The sequence below is a fragment of the Curtobacterium sp. SP.BCo genome, from assembly GCF_051903265.1.
Lineage (GTDB): Bacteria > Actinomycetota > Actinomycetes > Actinomycetales > Microbacteriaceae > Curtobacterium.
The window spans coordinates 1,648,780-1,673,930 of sequence record NZ_CP194337.1; the positions used below are offsets into that span (position 1 = coordinate 1,648,780).

The 25,151-nt window shown below is 71.1% G+C and carries 26 protein-coding genes; 17 read left to right on the top strand and 9 right to left on the bottom strand.

Annotated features, from left to right (window positions below):
* Positions 1 to 23 precede the first annotated feature (23 nt).
* The 3 genes from ACRQ4B_RS07935 to pepN all read right to left on the bottom strand — a co-directional run bounded on the left by ACRQ4B_RS07935 (position 24) and on the right by pepN (position 4,227).
* Complete coding sequence (locus ACRQ4B_RS07935; RefSeq protein ID WP_439694158.1) at positions 24 to 512, bottom strand: globin; 489 nt, start codon at positions 510 to 512, stop codon at positions 24 to 26.
* Positions 509 to 1,570 carry a mechanosensitive ion channel family protein gene (locus tag ACRQ4B_RS07940; protein WP_439694159.1) on the bottom strand — a complete coding sequence of 354 codons (1,062 nt, stop codon included), beginning with the start codon at positions 1,568 to 1,570 and terminating at the stop codon, positions 509 to 511. Before ACRQ4B_RS07940 ends, ACRQ4B_RS07935 begins: the two co-directional genes overlap by 4 nt.
* 77 nt (positions 1,571 to 1,647) lie before the next feature.
* Positions 1,648 to 4,227, bottom strand: coding sequence for an aminopeptidase N (gene pepN, locus ACRQ4B_RS07945; RefSeq protein WP_439694160.1), 2,580 nt, complete (start codon positions 4,225 to 4,227; stop codon positions 1,648 to 1,650).
* A gap of 121 nt (positions 4,228 to 4,348) precedes the next feature.
* On the opposite strand from pepN, the gene ACRQ4B_RS07950 reads away from it, so the two are divergent.
* The 4 genes from ACRQ4B_RS07950 (at position 4,349) to ACRQ4B_RS07965 (ending at position 7,205) form a co-directional block, all read left to right on the top strand.
* Positions 4,349 to 4,990: a mycothiol-dependent nitroreductase Rv2466c family protein gene (locus ACRQ4B_RS07950; RefSeq protein WP_439694161.1), complete on the top strand. Its 642-nt coding sequence runs from the start codon at positions 4,349 to 4,351 to the stop codon at positions 4,988 to 4,990.
* A 225-nt stretch (positions 4,991 to 5,215) separates the two neighbouring features.
* Positions 5,216 to 5,539 (top strand): hypothetical protein, encoded by a 324-nt coding sequence (locus ACRQ4B_RS07955; RefSeq protein WP_354030328.1) that lies wholly within the window; start codon positions 5,216 to 5,218, stop codon positions 5,537 to 5,539.
* Positions 5,536 to 6,762, top strand: a complete 1,227-nt coding sequence (locus tag ACRQ4B_RS07960; protein WP_439694162.1) for a hypothetical protein — start codon at positions 5,536 to 5,538, stop codon at positions 6,760 to 6,762. The genes ACRQ4B_RS07955 and ACRQ4B_RS07960 overlap by 4 nt, the downstream gene beginning before the upstream one ends.
* Positions 6,759 to 7,205 (top strand): hypothetical protein, encoded by a 447-nt coding sequence (locus ACRQ4B_RS07965; protein ID WP_439694163.1) that lies wholly within the window; start codon positions 6,759 to 6,761, stop codon positions 7,203 to 7,205. Before ACRQ4B_RS07960 ends, ACRQ4B_RS07965 begins: the two co-directional genes overlap by 4 nt.
* A gap of 18 nt (positions 7,206 to 7,223) precedes the next feature.
* Here ACRQ4B_RS07965 and ACRQ4B_RS07970 read toward each other — a convergent pair whose 3' ends face one another.
* A complete protein-coding gene (locus ACRQ4B_RS07970) occupies positions 7,224 to 7,751 on the bottom strand; it encodes a GNAT family N-acetyltransferase (protein WP_439694164.1) in 528 nt (175 codons plus the stop codon).
* On the opposite strand from ACRQ4B_RS07970, the gene ACRQ4B_RS07975 reads away from it, so the two are divergent.
* The 3 genes from ACRQ4B_RS07975 to ACRQ4B_RS07985 all read left to right on the top strand — a co-directional run bounded on the left by ACRQ4B_RS07975 (position 7,750) and on the right by ACRQ4B_RS07985 (position 9,893).
* Positions 7,750 to 8,388: a helix-turn-helix domain-containing protein gene (locus ACRQ4B_RS07975; RefSeq protein WP_439694165.1), complete on the top strand. Its 639-nt coding sequence runs from the start codon at positions 7,750 to 7,752 to the stop codon at positions 8,386 to 8,388. The genes ACRQ4B_RS07970 and ACRQ4B_RS07975 overlap by 2 nt on opposite strands.
* 68 nt (positions 8,389 to 8,456) lie before the next feature.
* Positions 8,457 to 8,945 (top strand): ribose-5-phosphate isomerase, encoded by a 489-nt coding sequence (locus tag ACRQ4B_RS07980; protein WP_439694166.1) that lies wholly within the window; start codon positions 8,457 to 8,459, stop codon positions 8,943 to 8,945.
* Between the two features lie 18 nt (positions 8,946 to 8,963).
* Positions 8,964 to 9,893: an Fpg/Nei family DNA glycosylase gene (locus ACRQ4B_RS07985; RefSeq protein WP_439694167.1), complete on the top strand. Its 930-nt coding sequence runs from the start codon at positions 8,964 to 8,966 to the stop codon at positions 9,891 to 9,893.
* 10 nt (positions 9,894 to 9,903) lie between these two features.
* On the opposite strand, the gene ACRQ4B_RS07990 is transcribed toward ACRQ4B_RS07985, so the two are convergent.
* Complete coding sequence (locus ACRQ4B_RS07990) at positions 9,904 to 11,397, bottom strand: amidohydrolase (RefSeq protein WP_439694168.1); 1,494 nt, start codon at positions 11,395 to 11,397, stop codon at positions 9,904 to 9,906.
* Positions 11,394 to 12,035, bottom strand: coding sequence for an FMN-binding negative transcriptional regulator (locus tag ACRQ4B_RS07995; RefSeq protein ID WP_439694169.1), 642 nt, complete (start codon positions 12,033 to 12,035; stop codon positions 11,394 to 11,396). Before ACRQ4B_RS07995 ends, ACRQ4B_RS07990 begins: the two co-directional genes overlap by 4 nt.
* A gap of 158 nt (positions 12,036 to 12,193) precedes the next feature.
* Between ACRQ4B_RS07995 and ACRQ4B_RS08000 the strand changes: the two genes are divergently transcribed.
* From ACRQ4B_RS08000 to ACRQ4B_RS08030, 7 genes are read left to right on the top strand one after another with little or no spacing between them, the layout of a single operon-like run.
* Entirely contained in the window at positions 12,194 to 13,786 is a 1,593-nt protein-coding gene (locus ACRQ4B_RS08000) for a peptide ABC transporter substrate-binding protein (RefSeq protein ID WP_439694170.1), read from the top strand.
* Positions 13,787 to 13,804: 18 nt separating this feature from the next.
* Positions 13,805 to 15,202: a M14 family zinc carboxypeptidase gene (locus tag ACRQ4B_RS08005; RefSeq protein WP_439694171.1), complete on the top strand. Its 1,398-nt coding sequence runs from the start codon at positions 13,805 to 13,807 to the stop codon at positions 15,200 to 15,202.
* A complete protein-coding gene (locus ACRQ4B_RS08010; protein ID WP_439694172.1) occupies positions 15,202 to 16,143 on the top strand; it encodes an ABC transporter permease in 942 nt (313 codons plus the stop codon). Before ACRQ4B_RS08005 ends, ACRQ4B_RS08010 begins: the two co-directional genes overlap by 1 nt.
* Complete coding sequence (locus ACRQ4B_RS08015; RefSeq protein ID WP_439694173.1) at positions 16,140 to 17,030, top strand: ABC transporter permease; 891 nt, start codon at positions 16,140 to 16,142, stop codon at positions 17,028 to 17,030. Before ACRQ4B_RS08010 ends, ACRQ4B_RS08015 begins: the two co-directional genes overlap by 4 nt.
* 39 nt (positions 17,031 to 17,069) lie before the next feature.
* Positions 17,070 to 18,479, top strand: coding sequence for a serine hydrolase (locus ACRQ4B_RS08020; protein WP_439694174.1), 1,410 nt, complete (start codon positions 17,070 to 17,072; stop codon positions 18,477 to 18,479).
* Complete coding sequence (locus ACRQ4B_RS08025; protein ID WP_439694175.1) at positions 18,476 to 19,048, top strand: GbsR/MarR family transcriptional regulator; 573 nt, start codon at positions 18,476 to 18,478, stop codon at positions 19,046 to 19,048. The genes ACRQ4B_RS08020 and ACRQ4B_RS08025 overlap by 4 nt, the downstream gene beginning before the upstream one ends.
* Entirely contained in the window at positions 19,045 to 20,697 is a 1,653-nt protein-coding gene (locus ACRQ4B_RS08030; protein ID WP_439694176.1) for a dipeptide ABC transporter ATP-binding protein, read from the top strand. Before ACRQ4B_RS08025 ends, ACRQ4B_RS08030 begins: the two co-directional genes overlap by 4 nt.
* Before the next feature lie 24 nt (positions 20,698 to 20,721).
* On the opposite strand, the gene ACRQ4B_RS08035 is transcribed toward ACRQ4B_RS08030, so the two are convergent.
* Positions 20,722 to 21,300 (bottom strand): hypothetical protein, encoded by a 579-nt coding sequence (locus tag ACRQ4B_RS08035; RefSeq protein WP_439694177.1) that lies wholly within the window; start codon positions 21,298 to 21,300, stop codon positions 20,722 to 20,724.
* A 95-nt stretch (positions 21,301 to 21,395) separates the two neighbouring features.
* Between ACRQ4B_RS08035 and ACRQ4B_RS08040 the strand changes: the two genes are divergently transcribed.
* From ACRQ4B_RS08040 to ACRQ4B_RS08050, 3 genes are read left to right on the top strand one after another with little or no spacing between them, the layout of a single operon-like run.
* Positions 21,396 to 22,916, top strand: coding sequence for a sensor histidine kinase (locus ACRQ4B_RS08040; protein WP_439694178.1), 1,521 nt, complete (start codon positions 21,396 to 21,398; stop codon positions 22,914 to 22,916).
* A 39-nt stretch (positions 22,917 to 22,955) separates the two neighbouring features.
* Positions 22,956 to 23,618 (top strand): response regulator transcription factor, encoded by a 663-nt coding sequence (locus ACRQ4B_RS08045; RefSeq protein WP_439694179.1) that lies wholly within the window; start codon positions 22,956 to 22,958, stop codon positions 23,616 to 23,618.
* A 10-nt stretch (positions 23,619 to 23,628) separates the two neighbouring features.
* On the top strand, positions 23,629 to 24,504 hold the full coding sequence (locus tag ACRQ4B_RS08050) for an EamA family transporter (protein WP_439694180.1): 876 nt from the start codon (positions 23,629 to 23,631) through the stop codon (positions 24,502 to 24,504).
* Between the two features lie 36 nt (positions 24,505 to 24,540).
* Here the strand turns inward: ACRQ4B_RS08050 and ACRQ4B_RS08055 are convergent, their stop codons facing one another.
* Both ACRQ4B_RS08055 and ACRQ4B_RS08060 read right to left on the bottom strand, forming a co-directional pair.
* Positions 24,541 to 24,693, bottom strand: a complete 153-nt coding sequence (locus tag ACRQ4B_RS08055) for a hypothetical protein (protein ID WP_156794738.1) — start codon at positions 24,691 to 24,693, stop codon at positions 24,541 to 24,543.
* 101 nt (positions 24,694 to 24,794) lie between these two features.
* Entirely contained in the window at positions 24,795 to 25,118 is a 324-nt protein-coding gene (locus tag ACRQ4B_RS08060; RefSeq protein WP_439694181.1) for a hypothetical protein, read from the bottom strand.
* Positions 25,119 to 25,151: the final 33 nt, after the last annotated feature.

Sequence of the window (25,151 nt, forward strand, 5' to 3'; positions counted from 1 at the left end):
AGCCGTCGGCATGCGCCGACCGGTCAGTCGAAGGTGTTCGTCATCGCGTGCGCGGCGCGGTCGAGGTAGGCCCAGAGCTCCGCCTCGTCGAGCGGGGCGAGTCCGAGCGACTCGACCGCCTCGCGCATGTGGTGCAGCCAGCGTTCGCGCGCCTCGGAGGTGATGCGGAACGGGTTGTGGCGCATCCGGAGCCGAGGGTGACCGCGCTCCTCGCTGTAGGTCCCCGGCCCGCCCCAGTACTGCTGCAGGAACGCGGACAGGCGCCAGATCGCTCCTTCGAGGTCGTCCGCCGGGTACATCGGCCAGATGACGTCGTCCTGTTGGACGCCCTCGTAGAAGCGCCGGACGAGCCGATCGAACGTGGGGGCGCCGCCGATGCGGTCGTAGAGGGAACCGGTGGCGGAGACGCCGTGCTCGCCGACGCGGAGCGTGATGGGCTGGGCCGGGTTCGACGGTGTCAGCCGCGCCGGGCCGGTCGAGCGGGTCGGGCCGGTCGGGTCGGACGTGCTCATCGGGGGTCCTGCCCGTCGTGGTCGTCAGTGTGGATCGGCTGCCCGAGGACGTTCTTCCGGCCGCGCCGGGGCTTCGTCGGCGCCGGCGTCGGCTGCGTCCGCACCGTGCGGAGACCGTTGATCGAGGTCGCGTTCTCCCAGCCCGCCGGCATGATCATCGCCATCGCCGGCAGGGTCACCCCGAGCTCGTCGACGGCGTGCTTCAGGCGAACCCGGAGCTCCCGGCCGACGACGTCGAGCTCGGACGCCCGCGTCTTCACGACCAGCCGGAACACCATGCCCGCGTCGGTGATCGACTGCAGGCCCCAGATCTCGGGCTTCTCGACGATGCGCTGGCGCCACCGGGGCTCCTGCGACATCGTGACCGCGGCCTTGAGCAGGGCGTCCTGCACGGCGTCGATGTCGGTGTCGTACGGCACGGTGATGTCCACCAGCACCCGCGACCAGCCCTGCGAGAGGTTCCCGACGCGCAGGATCTGCCCGTTCGGCACGAACCACAGGATGCCGTTCACGTCACGGATCTGCATCACCCGGAGCCCGACGTTCTCCACGACGCCCGTGGCCTGCCCGGTGTCGACGACGTCGCCGACGCCGGCCTGGTCCTCCAGGATCATGAAGATGCCGGAGAGCAGGTCCTTAACGATGCTCTGCGCGCCGACGGCGAGGCCGGCTGCGACGAGGGAGGCCCCACCGACGATGCCGACCGCGGCGTTCGGGACGAGCAGCGGGATGATGATGACGAGGGCGATCACCACGACGAGCACCGTGGCGAGGTTCTGCAGCACGCTGCCCAACGTGCGTGTGCGCTGGACGACGCGAGCCGTCTGGATGGGGGACGCGATCAGCGCCTGGGTGTCCGTCGCACCCTGACGCTTCTTCACCCCGGACACGACGCGGTCGACGACCTGCCGGATCACCCGACGCAGGATCAGGCGGAGGACGACCGCCACGAGGATCGTGATGACGATGACGATCGCGTCGTGCCAGGTGGTGACGAAGTCGGTGAAGGCGTTCGAGACGGCCTTCGTGGTCTCATCGGTGGTTGCAGCCAAGGTCATGATCCGGTCGATGCTAAAGGGCGGGGCCATGGCGTCCGCTGAGGAACGCCACGACCCCGCCGATGGTCACCCGATGCTCAGGCGTCCGCTGCCTGGACCCGGAGGGCACGTTCGGTGCCCGCCAGGCTCTCCGAGACGATGCGGCGCAGCGCCGGGGTCTCCGGGTGCGCCTCCAGCCAGGCCGTCGCCGCGTCACGCAGCTCGGCCGACGCGAGCGGCGCCGGGTAGAGGCCCGTGACGATGGTGTCGGCGATGTGGTAGCTCCGCTCGGCCCAGATGCGCGTGAGCACGTCGAAGTACTTCGGGACGAGGCCCTCGAGCACGACCGGGCTGTTCACGTGCTGGAACCCGACGGTGGTCTGGCGGACGATCGCGTTCGGCAGCTCCGAGGAGTCGACGAGCGACGAGAACGCCGCGAGCTTGCCCTCGGCGGTCGGGATCGTCGCACGGGCACGCGCCGCGGCCTGCTCGCCCGACGCCGTCTTGTCCGCGGCGAGTTCGGCGTCGACCTCGGCACCCGACGCCGCGCCCACGAGCACGAGGCCCTCGAGCAGCTCCCAGCGCAGGTCGGTGTCGATCTCGAGTCCGTTCAGCGCGACCGAACCGTCGCGGAGCCCCGTCAGCGTGGCGACGTGCTCCGGCGTCGAGGCGATCTGCGCGAAGAACTTCACGAACTGGAACTGCGCGTCCGAGCCGGCCTCGGCGCTCGACGCCAGGTTCCAGAGCGTCTCGCCGACGGTCCGGACCGTGCCGTCGACCTTCGCCGGGGCGACGTAGTTGCGGGCGGTCAGCAGCAGCTGCGAGAGCGTGGTGCGGATCGTCGTCGACTCGGTCTCGGTCGCGATGTTGCCGAGCACGAGGCGCACGTAGTCGCTGGCCGGGGACTCGGCGTCGCGCGTGGCGTCCCACATCGCGCCCCAGACGATCGAGCGGGCGAGCGGGTTCGCGATCGAGGCGAGGTGCTCGATCGCGGTGCGGCGGGACTGCTCGTCGAGACGGATCTTGGCGTACGCCAGGTCGTCGTCGTTGAGGAGCACGAGGTCGCCGCGGTGCACACCGACGAGCTCGGGGACCTCGGTGCGGGCGCCGTCGACGTCGATCTCGACCCGGTGCGTGCGCTCGAGCTTGCCGCCGGCCGACGCGGTGTCGGCGCCGAACGGGGCCTCGGCGTCCTGCGCGAAGGCGTACACACCGATCGCCAGACGGTGCGGGCGGAGCGTCGGGTGGTCCGCTGGCGCTTCCTGCAGGACGGCGAACGAGGTGATGACGCCGGACTCGTCGACCTCGATCTCCGGGCGCAGCGTGTTCACGCCAGCGGTCTCGAGCCAGAGCTTCGACCACTCGGACAGGTCACGGCCACTGGTCGCCTCGAGCTCGACGAGCAGGTCGCGGAGCTCCGTGTTCGAGTGGTGGTGCTTCTTGAAGTACGCGGACACCCCGGCGAAGAACGCGTCGATGCCGACCCACGCGACGAGCTGCTTGAGGACCGAGCCGCCCTTCGCGTAGGTGATGCCGTCGAAGTTGACCTGCACGTCCTCGAGGTCGTTGATCGTCGCGACGATCGGGTGCGTCGACGGGAGCTGGTCCTGCCGGTACGCCCAGGACTTCTCCATCGCCTGGAACGTCGTCCACGCCTCGGTCCACTCGGTGGCCTCGGCCGTCGCGATGGTGGAGGCCCACTCCGCGAAGGACTCGTTGAGCCACAGGTCGTTCCACCACTTCATGGTGACGAGGTCGCCGAACCACATGTGCGCGAGCTCGTGCAGGATCGTGACGACCCGGCGCTCCTTGATGGCGTCGGTGACCTTCGAGCGGAACACGTACGTCTCGGTGAAGGTGACCGCGCCGGCGTTCTCCATCGCGCCGGCGTTGAACTCCGGCACGAACAGCTGGTCGTACTTCTCGAACGGGTACGCGACGTCGAACTTCTCCTCGTAGTAGGCGAAGCCCTTCTTCGTGATGTCGAACACGTACTCGGGGTCGAGGTACTCGGCCAGCGACTTGCGCGCGAAGACGCCGAGCGGGATGGTGCGGCCGTCACGGCTGGTGAGCTCGTCGCGGACGACCTCGTACGGGCCGGCGACGAGTGCGGTGATGTAACTGGAGATCTTCGCCGTCGGCGTGAACGACCACGTGGCGCTGTCGCCGTCGACGTGCGGCTCGGGCGTCGGGGAGTTCGAGACGACCTGCCAGCGGGACGGCGCCGTCACGGTGAAGGTGAACTCGGCCTTGAGGTCGGGCTGCTCGAACACGGCGAACATGCGTCGCGAGTCCGGCACCTCGAACTGGGAGTACAGGTAGACCTCGTCGTCGACCGGGTCGACGAAGCGGTGCAGGCCCTCGCCCGTGTTCGTGTACAGCGCGTCGGCGACGACGACGAGTTCGTTCTGCTCCTGCAGCCCGTCGAGCTGGATGCGGACACCGTCGTTCACGGCGGCGACGTCGAGCACCGTGCCGTTCAGCGTGATCGAGTGCACCGTCCTGGTGATCGCGTCGATGAACGTCGACGCACCCGGGGTCGCGGCGAACCGGACGCGCGTGGTGCTGCCGAAGGTCTCGGCGCCGCGGGTCAGGTCGAGCTCGACGTCGTACGTCTGCACGTCGACGACCGCGGCACGTTCCTGGGCTTCGATTCGGGTGAGGTTCTCTCCGGGCACGGACGCTCCATCTTCGCTGCGGACGCGGACGATCGGTGTCCGCGTGGGGGAGTCCCGGCACGGCGTCGTGCACCGGCGGGACGGTCGACCCCAGCCTAGCGAGCACGCGTACAGTCGCATCGTGACCGAGACGACTGTGGACAACTCGACCGAACGCACGACCGTGGAGTTCTGGTTCGACCCGAACTGCCCGTGGGCCTGGATGACGAGCCGCTGGGTCGGCGAGGTCGCCCGGCACCGCCCCCTCGACGTCACCTGGAAGGTGATGAGCCTGTTCGTGCTCAACGAGGACCAGGACGTCCCGGACACGTACCGCGAACGACTGACGGCGGGCCAGGTGTACCCGCGGATCGTCACGGCCGCCAAGCTCCGGCACGGCCAGGACGTCGTGAAGCCGCTCTACGACGCACTCGGCGAGCACATCCACCACCGTCAGGAGCAGGACCCCGAGCAGGTCGTCCCCGCCGTGCTCGCGGAGCTGGACCTCGACGCCGACCTGCTCGAGTACGCCTGGACGGACGAGGTCGACCAGGCCGTCCGCGCCAGCCACCAGGACGGCATCGAGCGCGTCGGCCAGGACGTCGGCACCCCGGTCATCGCCGTCGAGGGCACCGCGTTCTTCGGCCCCGTGATCTCCCCAGCCCCGAAGGGCCAGGAGGCCCTCGACCTCTGGGACGGCGTCGTCGCCGTCGCGAAGGTCCCCGCCTTCTTCGAGCTGAAGCGCTCGCGCACGGTCGGCCCGATCTTCGACACCACGGCCTGAGACAGCTGTCGCTTCCGGACTGGAGGCACGGTGCGGGCTGGCACCGCGCCTCCAGTCCGACAACCGCGCCCCGTTTCGAACATCGCGCCCCGTTGTGCAGGGGCGCAATGTCCGGAGCGGGGCGCGAACGCGCAGCTGTCGCGGTCGGACTGGAGGCACGGCGCGGGCTGGCACCGCGCCTCCGGTCCCTGCTATGGTCGCTTGCGTACGGTGAAGTATCAGGGGATGGGGATCTCGATGGGGGAGTCGTACCGCGTCGACCGCGGGGCGTCCGAACGGACGGTCGCGGACGTGCGCGTCGCCGCGGCGAACGTCGCACAGCAGGCCGCAGCGATGCGCGATGCGCTCGACGCGCTCGCCGCGGCGGCGGGCGGGTCGCCCGACATCGCGGCTGCACTGACATCGTTCGGCGCGGGACGCACCGGGACCGCGTCGAGGATCGGCACGCACCTGCACGCCGTCAGCACCGTCGGCGCAGTCGCGCTCGCCGCCGTCGACGAGGCTGACGCACACATGGCGACCCAGACGGTTCGGGCGGCACGTCGGTGACCGCGATCATCGCGGCTGACGCGCTCGACGAGATCCGACTGGACATGGCATCGGTCGTCGCGGCCGCAGCATCGCTCCGTGCCGTCGCGGAGCAGGTCCGCGCGACCGCTTCGGACGGCGACCGGTCCTGGTCAGCGATGCCCGCGGCGTTCGAGATGCCCGGCGTGAGCGACGCGATGCCCACCATGACACACCGCTCGACCAAGGTCGCCGACGACCTTGCCGACAGCGTCCATCGACTCGATCGCCTGCTGGACGACGCGTCGTTCGAGTTCGCGGAGTTCCGAACGAGCCGCGCGGCGCTCGCCGAGCGGATCTCCTCGTTCGCCGGCGGTCTGCACGCGGCCGTCGCTCGCCACGACGCGGCGCTCCCCGAACCGCCCACCAGCTCCACGCCGTGGCAGCAGGTCCCCGCGCTCGCCATCGAGGACGCCGCACTCCGCACGGCCGTTGCCGCCTGGAACGAGCAGTGGCAGTCGTGGCAGCGAGAACTGGCCGGACGGATCCGCGCGATCTCCGGTGGCGAGTCGACGGCTGGGCTCGCGACGGACGGGACCGACGTCCGGACTGCGAGCCTGGTGGCACCGATGCCGCTCCCGGGGTTCCCGTCGACGCCGTTCCAGTTCCCGTGGCCGTGGCTCGGCGCCGCGGGCGGAACTGCTGCGGGCAGCGGTTCGGCGGTCGGGGGCCTTTCGGCGCTCGGACTGCTCGGCATCTTGTTCGGCCTGAGCGGCGACACGCAGCAGCAGACGCCTGCGGATGCGTTCCGCCAACGCATGGCTCAGGCAGACGCCGATGCGTGGTCGAGCACGCACGATCCCATCACAGGTCGGCTCAGGCAGGATGTCGCGAATCCTCACGGAGGGTCCACGCTCACGCAAGGGGAAAGCGGGCCAGAGGACGCGGCCGGCGCAACCGAAGCCGCACGGAAGATCGGCAAGCAAGGGGAGACGAAGCCGCATCGCGAGGTCGCCTCACCTGAGGACTTGGTCGAGGCCTGGGAAGAACTCAGCCGAGGCGGAAAGCCCGTGAGCACGAGCAAGCCTGGGCAGTCGGCTGTTGTCCTGCCTGATGGCACCCGAGTTCAATGGCGACCGACGAGCCATTCTGGAGGTCCGACGATCGACGTCCAACCGCCGAAGGGAAGTGGCTTCAAGACCACGAAGATCCACCTCCCGATCGGATCGCCGCCGTACCAGCTCCCCGCAGGAGGACGACCATGAACGACCTGACATACTTCCTCCTTGCCGATCTCCACGACGGGGCGGGGTCTCCGCTGGTCGGGTGGGACTCCACCTTCGCGATCGATCGTGGTGGGTCGCCCGTCGAAACACGCGCCTACGTGCTCACGCTCGTGCGAGACCTCCTCGAGGGAGGTCTCCTGGCGATCGGCGGGTACGCCGACGGTGGCGAATGGCAGGCGTGGCAAGGGTCCAACGATGCACTGGTCGAGCGTGTGAGTGCTGATTACTCGCCGATCGGTCCGACCGAGGTGCCGGACTGGAACTGCTACTTCATCAGCACACCCCTTGGGGACCAACTGTTCGAAGCGGAGCGCGCTCGGCGTCGATCGGAAGGCCTGGACACGGTCGCAGACACCGAACAGATTTGGGGGCCAGACGGGGCAACCGTTGAGTCTGGTGGAGATCGAGTCCGGATCGACTGACGCCGGCTGGCGGCCGCGTCAGGCCAGCGGCAGCCGCATCAGCGTCAGGTCCAGCCACCGGTCGAACTTGCGGCCGACCTCGGGCACCACGGCCACGGTCGTGAACCCGAGCCGCTCGTGCAGGGCGATCGATCCCGTGTTGGTGCTGCAGATCCCGGCGATCATCACGTGCCGCCCCTCGGCCGTCGCACGCTCCACGAGGGCGCGCATCAGGGTCGTGGCGACGCCTCGACCGCGGAACTCCTCGACGACGTAGACGCTGTGCTCGACGGTCAGCCGGTACCCCTGGTGCGGCCGCCACTGCGAGTACGTGGCGTACCCGGCGACGCGCCCGTCGACCTCGGCCACGATGACGGGGTACCCGTCGGCCTGCCGCTCGGCGAGCCAGCCGTCGAAGTACGAGCGCGGGTGCGGTTCCTCCTGCCAGATGGCGGTGGAGTGCAGGACGGCGTCGACGTGGAGCGCGTGCACGACGTCGAGGTCGCGCGGTTCGCAGTCCCGGACGGCGACCGGCCCGCCCGCGTTCGTCGCATATGCTGTCGTCATGTCTCAGATCGTAGACGACGTGGCGCCGGATGCGGAAACGGGAGAGCACCCCGATGACGCCGACCAGCGACGACTCGGCGAACGCCTGCAGCGCCTCCGCACCGAGCGGAAGTGGAGCCTCACCGAGCTCGCGGAGGAGTCCGGCGTCTCCCGGGCCATGATCAACCGCGTCGAGCGTGGGGTGTCCAGCCCGACGGCCACGATCCTCGGTCGACTGTCGGGAGCGTTCGGACTCACGATCTCACAGCTCCTCGACGAAGCGCTCGACCACGAGGTGCCGCGGGGGGCCGATCCCGACGAGGCGCGCGGCGTCCAGCGCGGCGCGACCGCGGACTCCTGGACCGATCCCGACACCGGGTACCGGCGTCGTCCCGTCTCGAGTGCGACGTTCCCCGCGGACGTCACCGAGGTGCGCCTCCCGGCCGGCCGCGAAGTGGCCTACCCGGCGTCCGCGTACGCGTTTCTGCGGCACTGCATCTGGGTGGTCGACGGCGTGCTCGAGGTCGTCGTCGGCGGCGAGCCGACACGGCTGTCCGCGGGGGACCGGATCGAGCTCGGCGAGCCCGCCGACGTCGTCTACCGGAACCCCGGCGACGACACCGCGCGGTACGTCGTCGTGGTCGTCCGCACGCACTGAGACGGACGTGCCGCAGCACGCGCAGCACGCGTCCGGACCGGGTCCCGCGCGGGAATAGGATCGGTTCCATGCGCATCCACCTCGGAACGGACCACGCCGGCCTCGAGTTCAACAAGACCCTCGCGACGCACCTCACCGAAGCGGGGCACGAGGTGGTGGACCACGGTCCGACCGAGTACGACGCGCTCGACGACTACCCCTCGTTCTGCATCAACGCCGCGCACGCCGTGGTGCAGGACCAGCGTGCGGGTGTCCAGGCGCTCGGCGTCGTGTTCGGCGGCTCCGGCAACGGCGAGCAGATCGCCGCGAACAAGGTCGAGGGTGTCCGGGCAGCGCTCGTCTGGAACGAGTCGACCGCGCTCCTCGCCCGGCAGCACAACGACGCCAACGTCATCTCCATCGGCGCCCGCCAGCACACCGAGGACGAGGCGATCCGCTTCGTGGACCTCTTCATCGCCGAGCCGTTCTCCGGCGAGGAGCGCCACGCCCGCCGCATCGCCCAGCTCGCCGAGTACGAGACGACGGGGCACATCGCCGGTAAGCAGATCGACGACTAGCAGGAGTACCAAGGACGCATGCCCGAGGGTCACTCCGTCCACCGCATCGCCAACCAGTTCTCCCGGCACTTCGTCGGCAAACGCTGCGAGGTGTCCAGCCCGCAGGGTCGCTTCGCGGCCGGGGCCGAGCAGCTCGACGGCAAGACGATGATCGCTGCCCGGGCGGTGGCGAAGCAGATGTTCCTCGAGTTCGAAGGGGACCTGTTCCTCCGCGTGCACCTCGGGCTCTACGGGGCGTGGGACTTCGCGGGTGTGGTCTCGTCCGCCGAACAGCTGTCCGAGGACGGTGACGGCGAGGAGTCGCTCACGTCGATCGGGGCGCCGCGGCTCGCCCGGTACCGGATGGCCGAGCAGGAGAAGGTCGAGGACCCGATCGAGTCCTTCCCGCCGGACCCGGTCGGCCAGGTGCGGGTGCGCATCCTCACCGAGGACACCGTCGCCGACCTGCGCGGGCCCACCGCCTGCGTCGTGGAGACCCCGGCCGAGGTGCAGCAGGCGCTCGACAAGCTCGGGCCGGACCCGATCAACGACGACGGGCCGGAAGCCGAGAAGACCTTCGTCGACAACGTCCGGAAGCGCAACGTCGCGATCGGGCAGCTGCTGATGGACCAGTCGGTGGTCGCGGGCATCGGCAACATCTACCGCGCCGAGCTGCTGTTCCGGCAGCGCATCGACCCGTACAAGCCGGGCAAGAAGATCACCGTCAAGCAGGCGAAGGCGCTGTGGGCGGACTGGTCGAAGCTCCTGCACGACGGCGTCCGCGACGGCCTGATGATGACGATGGACGGCCTCTCCGACGCCGACCGCAAGAAGGCGCTCCGGTCGCGGAAGGACCGGCACTGGGTGTACCACCGCGAGGGCCAGCCCTGTCGGGTCTGCGGCACGGAGATCCGGATGGCGGACATGGCCGGACGCAAGCTCTACTGGTGCCCGAAGGACCAGAAGTAGCCGGCGGCGGTCACCGCTCCCGGTACGTGAACCGCCCCTCGATCGCCGTCGCCAGCACCCGCATCGCGCGGAGCGCCGCCGACGACCCCGACGTCGCGAGCGGGTCGTCCGACACGAGCACGAGGTCGGCGACGTCCCCCACGGCCACGCCGACCCGGCCGTCGGTCGAGGCCCGCCACGCGGTGAGGGCGTCCAGGCGCTCGGCAGGGTTCCACGCGGGACGGCCGTCTCGATCCCGCCCGACGGCGGCCGCCATCGACACCCACGGGTCCAGCGGGGCGACGGGGGCGTCCGACCCGAGCAGCAACCGGGCCCCGGCACGGTGCAGGGACGCGAACGCGAACGCCCGGTCGGTTCGCCCCGCCCAGTAGCGGTCCGCGATGTCCCGGTCGTCCATCGCGTGCTCCGGCTGCACCGACGCCGCGACGCCGAGCCGCGCGAACCGCTCGACGTCCTCGTCGGCCAGCAGCTGGGCGTGCTCGATCGTGCCGCGGGCCCCGACGGCCTCGAAGACGTCGAGCGCGAGCGTGTTCGCCCGGTCGCCGATCGCGTGGATCGCCGGGACGAGTCCGGCGTCGACCGCGCGGCGGACCATCGGCACGACCTCGTCGAGGGGCCAGGTGAGCACCCCGTGCCCGCCGAGCTCGCCGTACGCGTCGACGACCGCTGCCGTCCGCGTGCCGAGGGAGCCGTCGGTGATCACCTTGAACGGCCCCATCGTGAGCAGCCCGTGGGTGCCGGGGACGACGTCGCCGGTGCGGAGCCCACGCACGAGCACGGTGTCGAGTTCCAGCGGGTACACGCCGGACGAGACCCGGAGGCCGTCGGTCCCCGCGTGGATCCGCCGGGCCCAGCGGTCGAGGCCGAACCGCATCTCGAGGTCGACGACACGGGTCAGTCCGCGAGCGGCTGCCGCCTCGACCGCGTCGGCCGCGTACGCGTCGAGCACGTCGTCCGGTACCTGGGACAGCGCGCCGGTGACGTCGAACGCGTCCTGTTCGCGCAGGACGCCGTCCTCGCCGGCGACGAGCGGTCGGCCGACGAGTTGCGAGAAGTGCGCGAGCGCGAGGGCGTTGCACCACACCGCGTGCAGGTCGCCGCTGATGACGACGGCCGGGAGGCGCGGCACGGCCCGGTCGAGCAGCTCGCGTCGTGCGGGGCGGGGCCACATGCCGTCGCGGTAGCCGTGCCCGACGAGCACCCGGTCGGCGACGCCGGTGCGCGCGACCTCGGCGAGGAGGTCGGCGGTCGCCTCGGCGGAGTCGCACCCGGAGACGTCGACGCGGCGGCGGACCAGGGCCCACTGGTCGAAGTGCACGTGGTGGTCGACGAGGCCGGGCCCGAGCCAGGCGCCGGCGGCCTCGACGACGTCGGTGTCCGGGCCGGACGGGTCGAGCGTGCCGGTGGGCGCGATCGCGGCGACCCGCCCGTCGACGATGCGGACGTCGGCGGGGGCGCCCGAGGTGCCCACCCGCCGGACGGTGCGGAGCAGGACCTCGCTCACCGTTCCTCCAGGCCGTCGACACGTGCTGCGTGCGCTCGCTCCATCTCGTCGGCGAGCACCGGCGAGGCGTAGGGGCCGTCGCCGCGGAGCCCCGCGACGATCCGCTCCACGACCTCGGGCGCCTTGTTCTGCGACAGCTTCGCGCGGGCGTCGAACCGGGTGACCCGGATGCGGATGCCCACGGTGCCCTTCGCCATCCGCCGGGCGGTCTCCTCGTCCACCTGCAGGGACACCGGTGACGGCATCACCCGCTCGAAGTGGTCGACGAGTTCGCCGAGCACGCGGAAGTTCTCCTCGTCGGACAGGATCTCCGGCGTGCCCCAGCAGTGCGCGGTGACGTGGTTCCAGGTCGGCACGAACTGCTCCGGCGGGTACCAGGCGGGGGAGACGTACCCGTGCGGGCCCTGGAACACGACGAGGACCTCGTGCTGTCCGAGCTCGTGCGCCTGCTCGTCGGGGCGGCCGACGTGCGACACGAGCACGATCTCGTCGTCGTCGGCCGCCTCGAGCAGGAACGGGTAGTGCGACGCGACGAGTCCGGAGCCGGTGTGCGACACGATCGTGGCCCACGGGTGGGCGCCGATGAGCCGCCGCACCTCGTCGACGTCCGTCATCAGGAAGTGCGGTGTGTGGCGCATGCTCGCCAGCGTGGCACACGGGGTCCCTCGAGCGCGACGGCTCCCGTTTCCCGAGTGTTTCAGATCGGTAAAAGTTTCAGAGTTCATTGAAAGAACCGTTGCTCCGGAGACCTCGACCGGCCTAGCTTCACTGATCAACGACGACCCGAGGAGATTTCATGCGACGCAGGACGATCGCCGCGGTGGCTGCAGCAGCCGCCGTGGTGCTGATGACCGCCGGCTGTTCCGCGAGCGGCACCGCCGACCAGTCGGGTGGATCCGGCGGCAGCCTGGTCTACGCCACGGGCGAGCCGGACCACCTCACCCCCGGTCGCCAGACCGTCGCGTTCGACCAGGTGGAGAGCCTGTTCGCCCCGCTGACGCAGACCGACTCGGCGGGCAAGCTCCACGACGTCGCCGCGAAGAGCGTCGAGTCGGAGGACAACGTCACGTGGACGATCACGCTCCGCGACGGCTGGAAGTTCCAGAACGGTGAGACCGTCACGCCGGAGAGCTACGTCAAGGCGTGGAACCAGACCGCATACGGCCCGAACGCCTGGGAGAACAGCGGGCAGCTCGCGGCGATCGTCGGGTACTCGGACCTCAACCCCACCTCCGGCACGCCGAAGACGAAGGAGATGTCGGGACTGAAGGTCACCGGCGACGACACCTTCACGGTCACCCTCACCCACGCGGACAGCCAGTTCCCGCTGCAGCTCAGCCAGGCGCAGACCGCGTTCTACCCGATGCCCGAGGCTGCGTACGAGGACCTGAAGGCGTACGACAAGAAGCCGATCGGGAACGGCCCCTACGAGATGCAGTCCCCGTGGAAGGCGAACCAGGAGTTCACCGTCACCGCGTGGAAGGGCTACGAGGGCACGAAGCCCGCGACGAAGGACGTCACCTTCCGCAGCTACTCCGACATGAACACCGCGTACACCGACGTCCTCGCCGGCAACGCCGACGTGCTCTTCCTGCCCGCCGACAAGATGACCAGTGCGAAGGCCGACTTCGGCGACCGGCTGCACTCCTTCGACGCCCCGGGCATCGACTACATCGGTTTCCCGCTCTGGGACGAGCGCTACGCGAACGCCGACGTCCGCCGGGCGATCTCGATGTCGATCAACCGGAAGCAGGTGAACAAAGCCATCTACGGCGGCCTGTACGAACCCGCCACCGCGCTCACGCCGCCGTCGATGTCCGGCACGCAGGAGGGCATCTGTGGTGACGCCTGCGAGTTCGACCCGGCAGCGGCGAAGCAGCTGCTCGCGAAGGCCGGCGGCTTCGACGGCACGATCACCCTCGTCTACCCGGGTGGCAGCGGCCTCGACTCGCTGTACCAGGCGTACGCCAACCAGATCCGGCAGAACCTCGGGGTGGACACCGAGGCGAAGGCCACCACCGACTGGGCCTCGTACTACTCCGAACTGACCGACAAGAAGATCGAGGGCCCGCACTTCGGCCACTGGGGCGCGCTGTACACCAGCCAGCAGAACACCCTCCGCGCGCTGTTCACCACGGCCGGCGGCTGCGCACCCTGCACCGGGTACTACCACTCCGACGAGGTCGACTCGCTGCTCGCGAAGGCCGACTCCGCGGGGTCGCAGTCCGAGGCGAACGAGTACTACGCGCAGACCCAGAAGGCGGTGCTGCAGGACTTCCCGATCGTGCCGACCTTCTTCGACAAGTACTCGTACGTGACGAGCGACAAGATCGCCACGCTCCCGGCGGTCGCCGGCAGCCCGGCCATCCCGCAGATCACCGTCAAGTAGCGTCCGGGAGGGCTCCACATGGACACCGACTCCGTCCTCCGGCTCGTCGCCGAGGTCCCCGAGCACGACGGCTTCCCGCTCGTCGACGACCTGCACGCCCGGTTCGACGCCCTCGCGGCTGCCCACCCGGAGCAGGTCACGGTCACCCGGATCGGCACCAGCCGCCTCGGCGAGCCGCTCCACTCCTACCGGATCGGGTCCGGGTCGCACGCCGCCGTCATCGTCGGCGGCGTGCACCCGAACGAACCGATCGGGTCGTGGACGGCGCTGCACCTGGCGACGTGGGCGGTCGAGGGCGGGTCGGCAGAGCTCGACGTCACCTGGCACATCGTCCCGACGATCGACCCGGACGGCATGCGGCTCAACGAGGGGTGGTTCCACGACCCGCACGACCGGGTGTTCTACTCGCGGCACTTCCACCGCCCGGCGCCGGACAGCCAGGTGGAGTGGACGTTCCCGAACGCGTACAAGTCGGTGTACTTCGACCAGGTGCTGCCGGAGACCCTCGCGTTCATGCGCCTCATCGACGACACCGAGCCGGACCTGCTCGTCAGTCTGCACAACGGCGAGATGGGCGGCGTCTACTACTACCTGTCCGAGGACCTCCCCGACGTGATCGACACCCTGCACGCCGTGCCCGCGGCGCTCGGACTGCCGCTCGACACCGGGGAGCCCGAGTCGCCGTACCTGCGGGAGCTCGCGCCGGCGGTGTTCGCGATGGACGGCATCGAGCGGGCGTACGAGTACCTCGAAGGACTCGGTGTCGACCCCGGCGAGCACATCCACGGGGCGTCCAGCGCGGCGTGGGCGATGCGGCACGGGGCGCTCTGCATGGTCGCCGAGCTGCCGTACTGGAGCCACCCGGACGCCGACGACCAGACCCCGACGGACGAGTCCTACGCCGACCTGCTCCGCCGGTGCGCCGACGAGCTCGGGGCGTCGGGGACCGAGATGCAGGCGATCCTCGACGAGGCGTCGCCGATGCTCACCATCGAGACACCGTTCCTGGAGGGTTCCCGCGCCTTCATCCCGATGCTCACCGCGACGCCGGAGACCGACCACGCCCGGGCCGACCGGGAACCGGCCGACCGGATGGCCACCGTCGCGGAGCGCTTCGGGTGCGAGGACCTCGTCCGCTGCTTCCGTCTCCGGTACGGCGGCATGCTGCTCCGTGCGCTCGAGGCGGAGACCGGCGCCGGCACCGCCCCGGCGCCGGTCCGGCGGCTGCGCGACCGACTGATGGAGCGGTACGCGACCTGGCAGGCGGACGCGGCGACGGGCGCGGAACCGATCCCGATCAGCACGTTGGTGGGGGTGCAGTTCGGGGCGATCCTCGCCTGCGCGAGCCACGTGGCGGGCGCGAGCCGCGCCTCCGGTCCGACACTCGTCACCAGCGGCCGGCCGGGAGGCGCGTGATGCGTCCCGCGCTCGCCGTCGGCCGACGGGTCGGCGGCCTGGTCATCGTCTTCCTCGGCGTGACGTTCCTCATCTACGCGATGACGTTCGCGCTGCCGGGCGACCCGATCAAGGCGCTCGGCGGGGACCGACCGCTCAGCGACTCGGTCGTCCGGGCGCTGCGGGCGGAGTACCACCTCGACCAGCCGCTCTGGCTGCAGTACGTGCAGTACCTCGGTGGACTGTTCCGCGGCGACTTCGGCACCGACTTCTCCGGGCAGTCGGTGGGGGAGCAGATGGCTTCGCGGTGGCCGGTCACCATCACGCTGGCGCTCACCGCGTGGGCGCTCGAGATCGTCCTCGGCATCGGGCTCGGCGTCGTGTCGGCCCTGCGTCGCGGGACCGTCCTCGACAAGACGGTGCTCGTCGGCACGATCGTCGTCGGGGCGATCCCGGTGTTCGTGCTCGGCGTGGCCCTGCAGCTGGTGTTCTCGGTGCGGCTGCACTGGTTCCCGGTCGCCGGGGCCACCGCGGGCTGGCCGACGGCCTACGTGCTCCCGGCGCTGGTGATCGCGCTGTTCGGGCTCGCCGCGGTGTCCCGGCTGACACGGACCTCGATGATCGAGACGCTCGACGCCGACTTCGTGCGGACCGCCCGCGCGAAGGGCCTCGCACCGGGCCGGATCGTCGGTGTGCACGTGATGCGCAACTCGCTCATCCCGACGGCGACGTACCTGGCGACGGACCTCGGCTACCTGATGGGCGGCACCGTGATCATCGAGGGCATCTTCAACCTGCCCGGCGTCGGGAACCTGCTGTTCCAGGGCATCCGGTCGCACGAGGGCGCGGTCGTCGTCGGCATCTCCACCGCCCTCATCCTGGTGTTCCTCGTCACGAGCGTGCTCGTCGACCTGCTGCACGCCGCACTGGACCCGCGGGTCCGGACGGGAGCCTCCGCATGACCACCTCCGCCATCGGCGCCACCGTCGAACCGGTCGTCGCCACGAAGCGCCGTCCCCTGCGCGCCGCCGTCCGGAGGCCGGGGTTCTGGCTGCCCGCCGGGGTCCTCGTCGTCGTGCTGCTCATCGCGCTCTTCCCGTCGTTCTTCGCGGGACTCTTCGGCCACGGGGACCCCCGTGTCTGCCAGCTCGGCCGGAGCGGCGCGTCACCGACCGCCGGGCACCCGTTCGGGTTCGACCTGCAGGGCTGCGACGTGTACGCGAACGTGATCCACGGCACGCGGTCGTCGATCGCCGTCGCGCTCCTCACCACCGTGCTCGCCGGGATCGTCGCCGTGGTCGTCGGGACCGTCGCGGGCATGGTCGGCGGCTGGGTCGACGCCGTGCTCGCCCGCCTCACCGACGTGTTCCTCGGCTTCCCGTTCCTGCTCGGCGCGGTCGTCGTGCTGAACAGCGTGGGGGAGCGCTCGGTGCTGACGGTGTCGCTCGTGCTCGCCCTGTTCGGCTGGCCGACGATGGCGCGCCTCGTCCGGTCGAGCGTGCGGAGCGTCCGGAACGCCGAGTTCGTCCTCGCCGCCCGCACGATGGGACTCTCCACGTGGCGGATCACGACCCGGTACGTGCTGCCGTCGTCGATCTCCCCGCTGCTCGTCCTCGCCACGATCACGGTCGGCGGGGTCATCGTGTCGGAGTCGTCGCTGACGTACCTCGGCATCGGGTTGGAGAGCCCGGCGATCTCCTGGGGGTTGCAGCTCTCGGCGGCGACGTCGCAGTTCCTCCGCGCCCCGCACATGCTCGTCGCACCCGCGGTGTTCCTCGCCGTGACGGTGCTGTCCGTCATCGCGCTCGGCGACACGCTCCGCGCGGCGCTCGACCCACGTCGGCGCTGACGCGCCAGACTCGAACCACCGTCTCTCGAAAGGACCACCGTGACCGACACCCTCGCCGCGTACCGGAAGACACTGCCCTACGTCCACGACTGGGTGTCGTACAAGGTCTGGCAACTCCGGGTCCCCGGCGTGCAGGTCGCGATCGGGTACGGCGGCGAGGTGCTGTTCGACGAGGCCTGGGGCTACGCCGACGTGGAGGCCGGCCGTCGCCTCACCACCACGGACCTGTTCCGGATCGCCTCGCACTCGAAGACCTTCACCGCGACGGCCCTCCTGCAGCTCGCCGAGCGCGGGTCGCTCCGGCTCGACGACACCGTCGGCACGTACGTCCCGGCGCTGGTCGAGGGCGGTTCGCCGATCGCCGACGCCACCATCCGGGAGCTCATGGAGATGGGCGCCGGGGTCATCCGCGACGGCCACGACGGCGACTACTGGTCGCTGCTCCGGCCGTTCCCGGACGAGCAGGAACTCCTCGCGCTCGTGCTCGACCGTGGACAGAAGGTCCCGACCGGGTCGTCGTTCAACTACTCGAACCTCGGCTACTCCCTGCTCGGGCTCGTCATCGCGGCGGTGTCCGGGCGGTCGTACAACGACTTCGTCCGCGAGTCGATCACGGAACCCCTCGGGCTGCGGAACACCGGCCCCGACTGGGACCCCGCCCGCGCCGACGACTTCGTGGTCGGCTACACCGGGTTCCACACCGCACGGACCCGGCAGCGGATCGACCACGTGGACACCCGCGCGATGGCCGCCGCGACGGGCTTCCACGGCACCGCGTCCGACCTGGTGCGGTACTTCTCGCAGCACGTCATCGGGCAGGGCACGCTGCTCGACGACCACTCGAAGCGGCTCGCGCAGCGCAAGGCCTGGAGCGCCACCGACGACCCGGCGGCCCGCGGCTACGGTGCCGGCTTCATCGTCGACCGGATCGGCGGCCGGGAGATCCGCGGTCACTCCGGCGGCTTCCCCGGGCACATCACCCAGTCGATGTTCGACCCGGCGTCCGGACTCGTCGTGTCGGTGATGACGAGCGCCGCAGCCGGTCCGGCGACGCTCATCGCCACCGCCGTGATCAGCCTGCTCGACGCCGCAGCCGACGCGAACGCCCCCGGGACGCCGATCCCGGACGACGTCGACGCGAGCACGTTCACCGGACGCTTCGCGAACCCGTGGGGTGTCAGCGACGTCGCGCGGCTCGGCGACCGGCTCGTCGAGATCGACCCCTCCGCACCGGCGCCGCTGGAGACGCCGACCCGGCTCGAGGTCGTCGACGCGGACACGCTCCGGATGACCCACGGCAACCGCTTCGGGTCCGTCGACGAGGCCATCACCTACCAGCGGGACGCCGACGGCACCGTCCGCTCGATCCGTGCCGGCGGCGGCATGACCGAGGAGCCGTGGACGATCCCGTCCGAGTCGCCCGAGGTCGCGGCGGGACTGGCACCGTGAGCGCCGACGACGCGGGCGTCCGCACCGACGAGGTCCGCGTCGACGACGTCGTCCTCGAGCCCGAGCGGCAGGCGTTCGTCGAGGAGTTCGCCCTCATGCTCAACGACGGCGCGGGCATGCCGCTCACCGACGCCCGGGTGCTCGGGTACCTGATGATGACCCGTGCGCCGCACTCGTCCTCCGCCGACCTGCAGGCGGCGCTCGGTGCCAGCTCGGGATCGGTCTCGATGGCCACCCGGCGGCTCGTCGACTCCGGGTTCGTGAAGCGGCACATCGTGCCCGGCGAGCGCAGCCACTACTTCCGCGCCGAGGCCGACGTGTGGGGATCGTGGCTGGCGAGCGAACGGAAGTACCTCGACCGGCAGCGGGACATCATCGGCCGCGGGCTCACCGTCGTCGAGGCAGCCGGACGCACCGGCACGGGCGACGTCGACGCCGAGGTCCGGGAGCGCCTGCTGAACGGCCGCGACTACATGCAGTGGCTGCAGGGCTACCACCGCAAGATGCTCGAGGAGTGGGAGGCGTTCAAGGCCGCCCGCGACGACACCGACCGATCGGAGACCCCATGAGCGACGTCCTCACCGTCGAGCACCTCACCGTCACGTTCGACGTGGACGGGGACGTGGTCCACGCGGTCGACGACGCGTCGTTCACGGTCGCGTCCGGGGAGGTCGTCGCGGTCGTCGGGGAGTCCGGCTCCGGGAAGAGCATGACGGCGATGACCGCGATGGGCATCGCACCCGACGGCGCGACCGCGTCCGGCAGCATCCGGATCGGCGACCTCGAGGTCCTCGGTGCGGACGAACGCACGCTCCGAGGCGTCCGGGGCCGTCGGGTCTCGATGGTCTTCCAGGACCCGTCGGCCGCGCTGAACCCGGTGTTCACCATCGGGTTCCAGCTCGCCGAGGCCGTCCGTCGTGCCGACGCCGGCGCTGACCGCCCCACCGTGCGCGAGCGCTCGCTCGAACTCCTGCGCGCGGTCGAGGTCCCCGAACCGGAACGTCGGCTCGGCCAGTACCCGCACGAACTCTCCGGTGGGCAGTGCCAGCGGGTGATGATCGCGATGGCGCTCGCCGCCGACCCGGACCTGCTCATCGCCGACGAGCCGACGACGGCCCTCGACGTCACCGTCCAGGCGGAGGTCCTCGACGTCCTGCGCGCGCTCCGGGAGCGCACCGGCACCGCGATCCTCCTCATCACGCACGACATGGGCGTCGTCGCGGACATCGCCGACCGCGTCGTCGTGATGCGTCGCGGTCGCGTCGTCGAGACCGGCACGGCGGCCGCGGTCTTCGCCGCGCCCGCTGCCGAGTACACCCGGGAACTGCTGGCGGCGGTGCCACGGATGGGCACCGGGACCGGCCTGGAGGAACGGGTCGTCCCCGCCACGGAGCCCCAGTCGCCCGTCCTCGACGTCCGGCACCTCGTGGTCGAGTACGGCGGTGCGCTCCGCGGCCGCTTCCGCGCCGTCGACGACGTGTCCTTCACGGTCGGTCGCGGCGAGATCGTCGGCCTGGTGGGGGAGTCCGGCAGCGGCAAGACGACCATCGGTCGCGCCGCCATCGGTCTCGCGCCGATCACCAGCGGGACCGTCGTCGTCGAGGGGACCGACGTGGCGGGCGCGGGTCGCGCCTCCCGGAAGGCCATGCGTCGACGCGTCGGCGTCGTCTTCCAGAACCCGCTGCGCTCCCTGAACCCGCGGTACACCGTCGGCCAGACCGTGGCCGAACCGCTGCGGCAGATCCTCCACCTGCCGGGCGCCGAGGTGGAGTCCCGCGTCGAACGGCTGCTCGACGACGTCGGGCTGGACGGCGGCTTCCGCGAGCGGTACCCGCACGAGCTCTCGGGAGGGCAACGGCAACGCGTCGCGATCGCCCGTGCCGTCGCCCTCGACCCGGCACTGCTCATCGCCGACGAGCCGACGAGCGCCCTCGACGTGTCGGTGCAGGCGCGGGTGCTCGACGTCTTCCGGGAACTCCAGGAGCGCCTCGGCTTCGCGTGCCTGTTCGTCACGCACGACCTCGCCGTCGTCGACACGCTGTGCGACCGGGTGGTGGTGCTGCACGGCGGACGGGTCGCCGAGGCGGGCACGCGCGACGCCGTACTCCGCGCGCCGCAGGACCCGTACACGCGCCGGCTCGTCCAGGCGGCGCCGGTGCCGGACCCCGTCGAGCAGGCTGCGCGTCGTTCGGCTCGCCTGGCGTCGCTCTCGTCCTGACGAGCGCACGCGGGCGGGCTCCGGTCAGCGGACCTCGGCGGAGTCCCAGAGCCGGCCGGCCCCCGCGCCCACCGTGCGGAGGAGCGGCGCCGCCACGAGGACCGCGGTCGCGAGGTACGCCACCGCCTGCAGCAGGACCGGGATCGAGAACACGACGACGAGGAGCTCCTGCGACGCCCCGGGCACGAAGACCGTCTGCGTCAGCAGCCCGACCACGAACCAGAGCGCGGCGGCGGTGGTGACGACCCAGCCGAGCACCCGCTGCACGCCACGGACGGCCCACACCGTGAGCAGCCCGAAGGCGACGAGGGCGGCCTGGGCCACGAAGGACAGGGCGGAACCGACGGGGCCCGGGACGAACCACGCGACCGCGAACGCGAGCATCGAGACGGCGGCGGCGGTCGCCCGACGATCGCGCGCCCGCAGGGCCACGACCAGGACGAGCGCAGCCGCGAGACCGCCGACCACCGTGGCCGCGAACCACACCGGCCGTGACGCACCGAACAGGGACGGCAGCCCGCCGGAGAGCCCCTGCACGCCGAAGACCAACGCCGCGACCGTGGCCGCCGCCGAGACCACCCGAACCCCCGTGATGTCCTGCATGCCCACACGGTACGCCGAAGCGGGGGATAACCCCACCACGGGTCCGGGAGAGGGCAGGATGGGGGAACGAGCCCGGGATCGCGAGGCTTGGTGTCATGACCGACACCGCCCGCCTCGACCAGGCCGAGACCGTCCCCCTGCACGACTCCGTGCCACCAGGAGCCACCGAACCGATGCCCACGCTGCCGAACCAGCGCCCCGAGGACCAGCGCTCCGGGAACCAGGCCCCGCCGTCGTGGTCCGCCACGCCGCCGGCCACCGACGGTGCGGGTTCCGGCTCGGGCTCCGGCATGACCGCGGGCGCGTTCTACCGCGAGGCCTGGAAGCGCCTGCCGCGCGACTTCGGGTACATGGCGCTCACGGCGGTGCTGCTCTGCACGCTCTACTTCGCGTTCCCCGCAGCGATCTTCGGCGGCGGCTTCCGCGACCTCTTCAACCCCTTCGTCCTGCTGATGTTCTTCATCGCGCTGTTCGTCGCACGGTGGCTCGGGCAGTTCGAGAAGCTCCGCATCGGCTGGGCCGACCCGCGCCCGATCCGGCCGGTCGACTGGACGCCCCGCTGGCAGCAGAACTGGTGGACCCGGACCGGCTCGGCGGTGGCGAACCCGCACTACTGGCTCTACCTGCTGCACGCGGCGGTCGTGTACCCGCTCGTCGCACTCGTCACGGTGGGCGCCGGCGCGGCCCTCGTCGTCGGCTTCTTCGGGCCGATCGTCGCGGGGTTCACGGCGCTGCGGTACGGGTGGCAGATCAACCAGTGGCTCGCGATGAACAGCATGGACGCGAGCTGGGCCTGGGTCCTCGGCGCGTTGGCGTGCGCGGTGAGCATGGTGGCCGCCGTGGTGCTCTTCCCGCTGTGGGCGCGTGGATCGGTCATCGCGCACTACTGGGTGGACTTCGGCCTGCTCGGCGGGTTCCGCGCCGAGCAGCTCGAGCAGCGCGTCGCCGGGCTGCAGGCATCGCGTGCCGGTGCCGTGACCGCCGAAGGACAGGCGCTGCGCCAGATCGAGCGCGACCTGCACGACGGTCCGCAGCAGCGCCTCGTCCGACTCCGCATGGACCTCTCCGCCGCCGAGCGCGCCTTCGACAAGGACCCGGCGAAGGCGAAGCAGCTCATCGGCGAGGCCTCCGAGCACGCCAAGGACGCCCTCGACGAGCTCCGCGCCCTGTCCCGCGGGTTCGCCCCGCCGATCCTCCTCGACCGCGGTCTCGTCGCCGCCCTCGAAGCACTCGTCGCCCGCACCCCGATCCCGGTCGGCCTCGACGTGCGACTGCCCGACGGCCTCGAGCTCGCGACCGAGATCCAGCGGAACGTGTACTTCACCGTCAGCGAGCTCCTCACGAACACCACGAAGCACGCCGGCGCCTCGACCGCCGGCGTCTACCTCGGCCTCGTGGTCGACGCCTCGGGCCTCTGGTACCTCACGCTCAGCGTCACCGACGACGGTCGTGGCGGGGCCCGACCGCAGGAGGGCCACGGCATCGAGGGGCTGATGGGCCGGATGCGCGCGCTCGACGGCGAGCTCACGGTGTCGAGCCCGGAGGGCGGCCCGACCGAGGCCACCGCCCGGATCCCGCTCGGCGCCCTGAACGGCGTGCCCACCGCGCGCGCCTGACGCGGCGGGAGCGGCACCGCTCCCACTAGGCTGGTCGGCATGAGCGACGGCCCGGATGCAGCACGCATCCGGGCCGTCGTCGTCGACGACGCGGTGCTCCTGCGCGAAGGACTCTCGCGGGTGCTCGACGAGGCCGGCATCGACGTGGTCGGGCAGTACGCCGACGCCGACTCGTTCCTCGCCACGCTCCCCGAGCACGCACCCGACGTCGTCGTGATGGACGTCCGGATGCCACCGACGTTCACCGACGAGGGCGTCCGCGCCGCCGTCACGACCCGGCGCCTGGCACCACGCACCGGCGTCCTCCTGCTCTCCCAGTACGTCGAGGCGACCTACGCCGAGGACGTCCTGGCAGCCGGCGCGACGGGCATCGGCTACCTGCTGAAGGACCGCGTCACCCGGCTCGAGGAGATCGACGACGCCGTCCGTCGCATCGCCGCCGGCGGCACGGTGCTCGACCCCGAGGTCGTCACGCAGTTGATGAGCCGGCGCCGGAACCCGCTCGAGGCACTCACCCCGCGGGAGCGCGAGGTCCTCGGGCTGATGGCCGAGGGTCGCACGAACGCCGCGATCGCGCGCGCACTCGTCATCGGCACCGGCGCCGTCGAGAAGCACGTCTCCAGCATCTTCGGCAAGCTCGCGCTCGAGGACACCGGTGAGGACCACCGTCGCGTCCTCGCCGTGCTGGCCTACCTCGGCTGATGGCGCGACCGTGAGCCGGGTCCCCGCGCCGGTCCTGGCGCTCGCCGCGATGGTGTCCGTCCAGCTCGGTGCCGCGATCGCGAAGACGCGGTTCGACGAGGTCGGATCCGTCGGCGCCGCGACGCTCCGGCTCGTCATCGGTGCCGTCGTGCTCGCGCTGGTCGTCCGGCCGCGGGTACGCCACTGGACGCGTGCGCAGTGGCTCGGCGCCGTCGGTCTCGGGCTGGCGCTCGGCGGCATGAACGTCTTCATCTACGTCGCGTTCGCCAGCATCCCGATCGGCGTCGCGGTGACGATCGAGTTCCTCGGCCCGCTCGCGCTGTCCCTCGTGCACACCCGACGCTGGCGTGACGTCACCTGGGCGGTGCTCGCGCTCGCCGGGGTCGTGCTGCTCGGGGTCGGGCCGGCGGCGGTCACCGCGGTCGGCGGCATCGTGTTCGCCGTGCTCGCGGCGGTGTGCTGGGCGGCCTACATCGTGATGAACCGGCACGTCGGCGCCGCGATCCCCGGGGTGGACGGCCTGGCGGTGTCGATGCTCGTGGCGATGGTCGTGTCGTTGCCGTTCGGACTCCGGTCGGCCGTCGACGGCGTGGTACGGGAACCCGTGCTGCTCGTGGTGTTCGGAGCCGTCGCCGTGCTGTCGAGCGTGCTGCCGTACGCGCTCGAGATGCTGGCGCTCCGGCGCATGCCGACCCGGGTGTTCGGGGTGCTGCAGAGCCTCGGCCCGGCGATCGCGGCCCTCGCGGGGCTGCTCATCCTGCACGAGGCACTCGCGCCGCTCGAGATCGTCGCACTCGCGTGCGTCACCGCGGCGAGTGTGGGCGTGACGCTGTCCGCGCGTCGCGCCAGGGGCACCCGAACCGGAGGCGTGGATCGCGTTCCGTGAACCCGGAACGCGATCCGCGCCTCCTGGAAAGACCGTCTACTCGTCGCGGAGGAAGTCCGCGTACGTGGGTTCCGTGTGCTCACCCGTCAGCAGCGCCGGATCGTTGACCCGTCGTTCGACGTAGGCCGCGATGACCTCGGGTGGGGTGAGCACGTGGGCGACCCAGGACGGCACCTCGCTCTTCTTCATGGTGCCTCCTCCCAGTTCCAGCACTCGGACCGAATGCCTCGATCATTGAGTTACTTGCTGTACCGGTGTTGACTAAACGATCCTCGTGATGGCGGGGGAAGTCAATGCGGTGCGTTCTGCGGACTGCGACGATCCGCGTCGGCACGCAGGGTGCGGTGCTTCACGGCCGACCGCCACACCCACGCGTTCGCCTGCTGACCGAACTGCGCCCACTCGACCATGACGGCGTCCCGGGTCCAGCTCTTCGCGAACGCCTTCACCCGGACGTGGAACGTGGGGAACTGGATCCACGCCCACACCGGCACGGGGGTGACGGCATGGCACACGTCGGGCCCGCGGGCGTCCTCGGACAGCGAGTAGGCGCGCGGACGTTCGACCTCCGGGTGCTCCGGGGGCTGCCACCGGTTCTCGCGACGCCGTCCCACGAAGCCATTCGAACGTGTGTTCGAATCGACGTC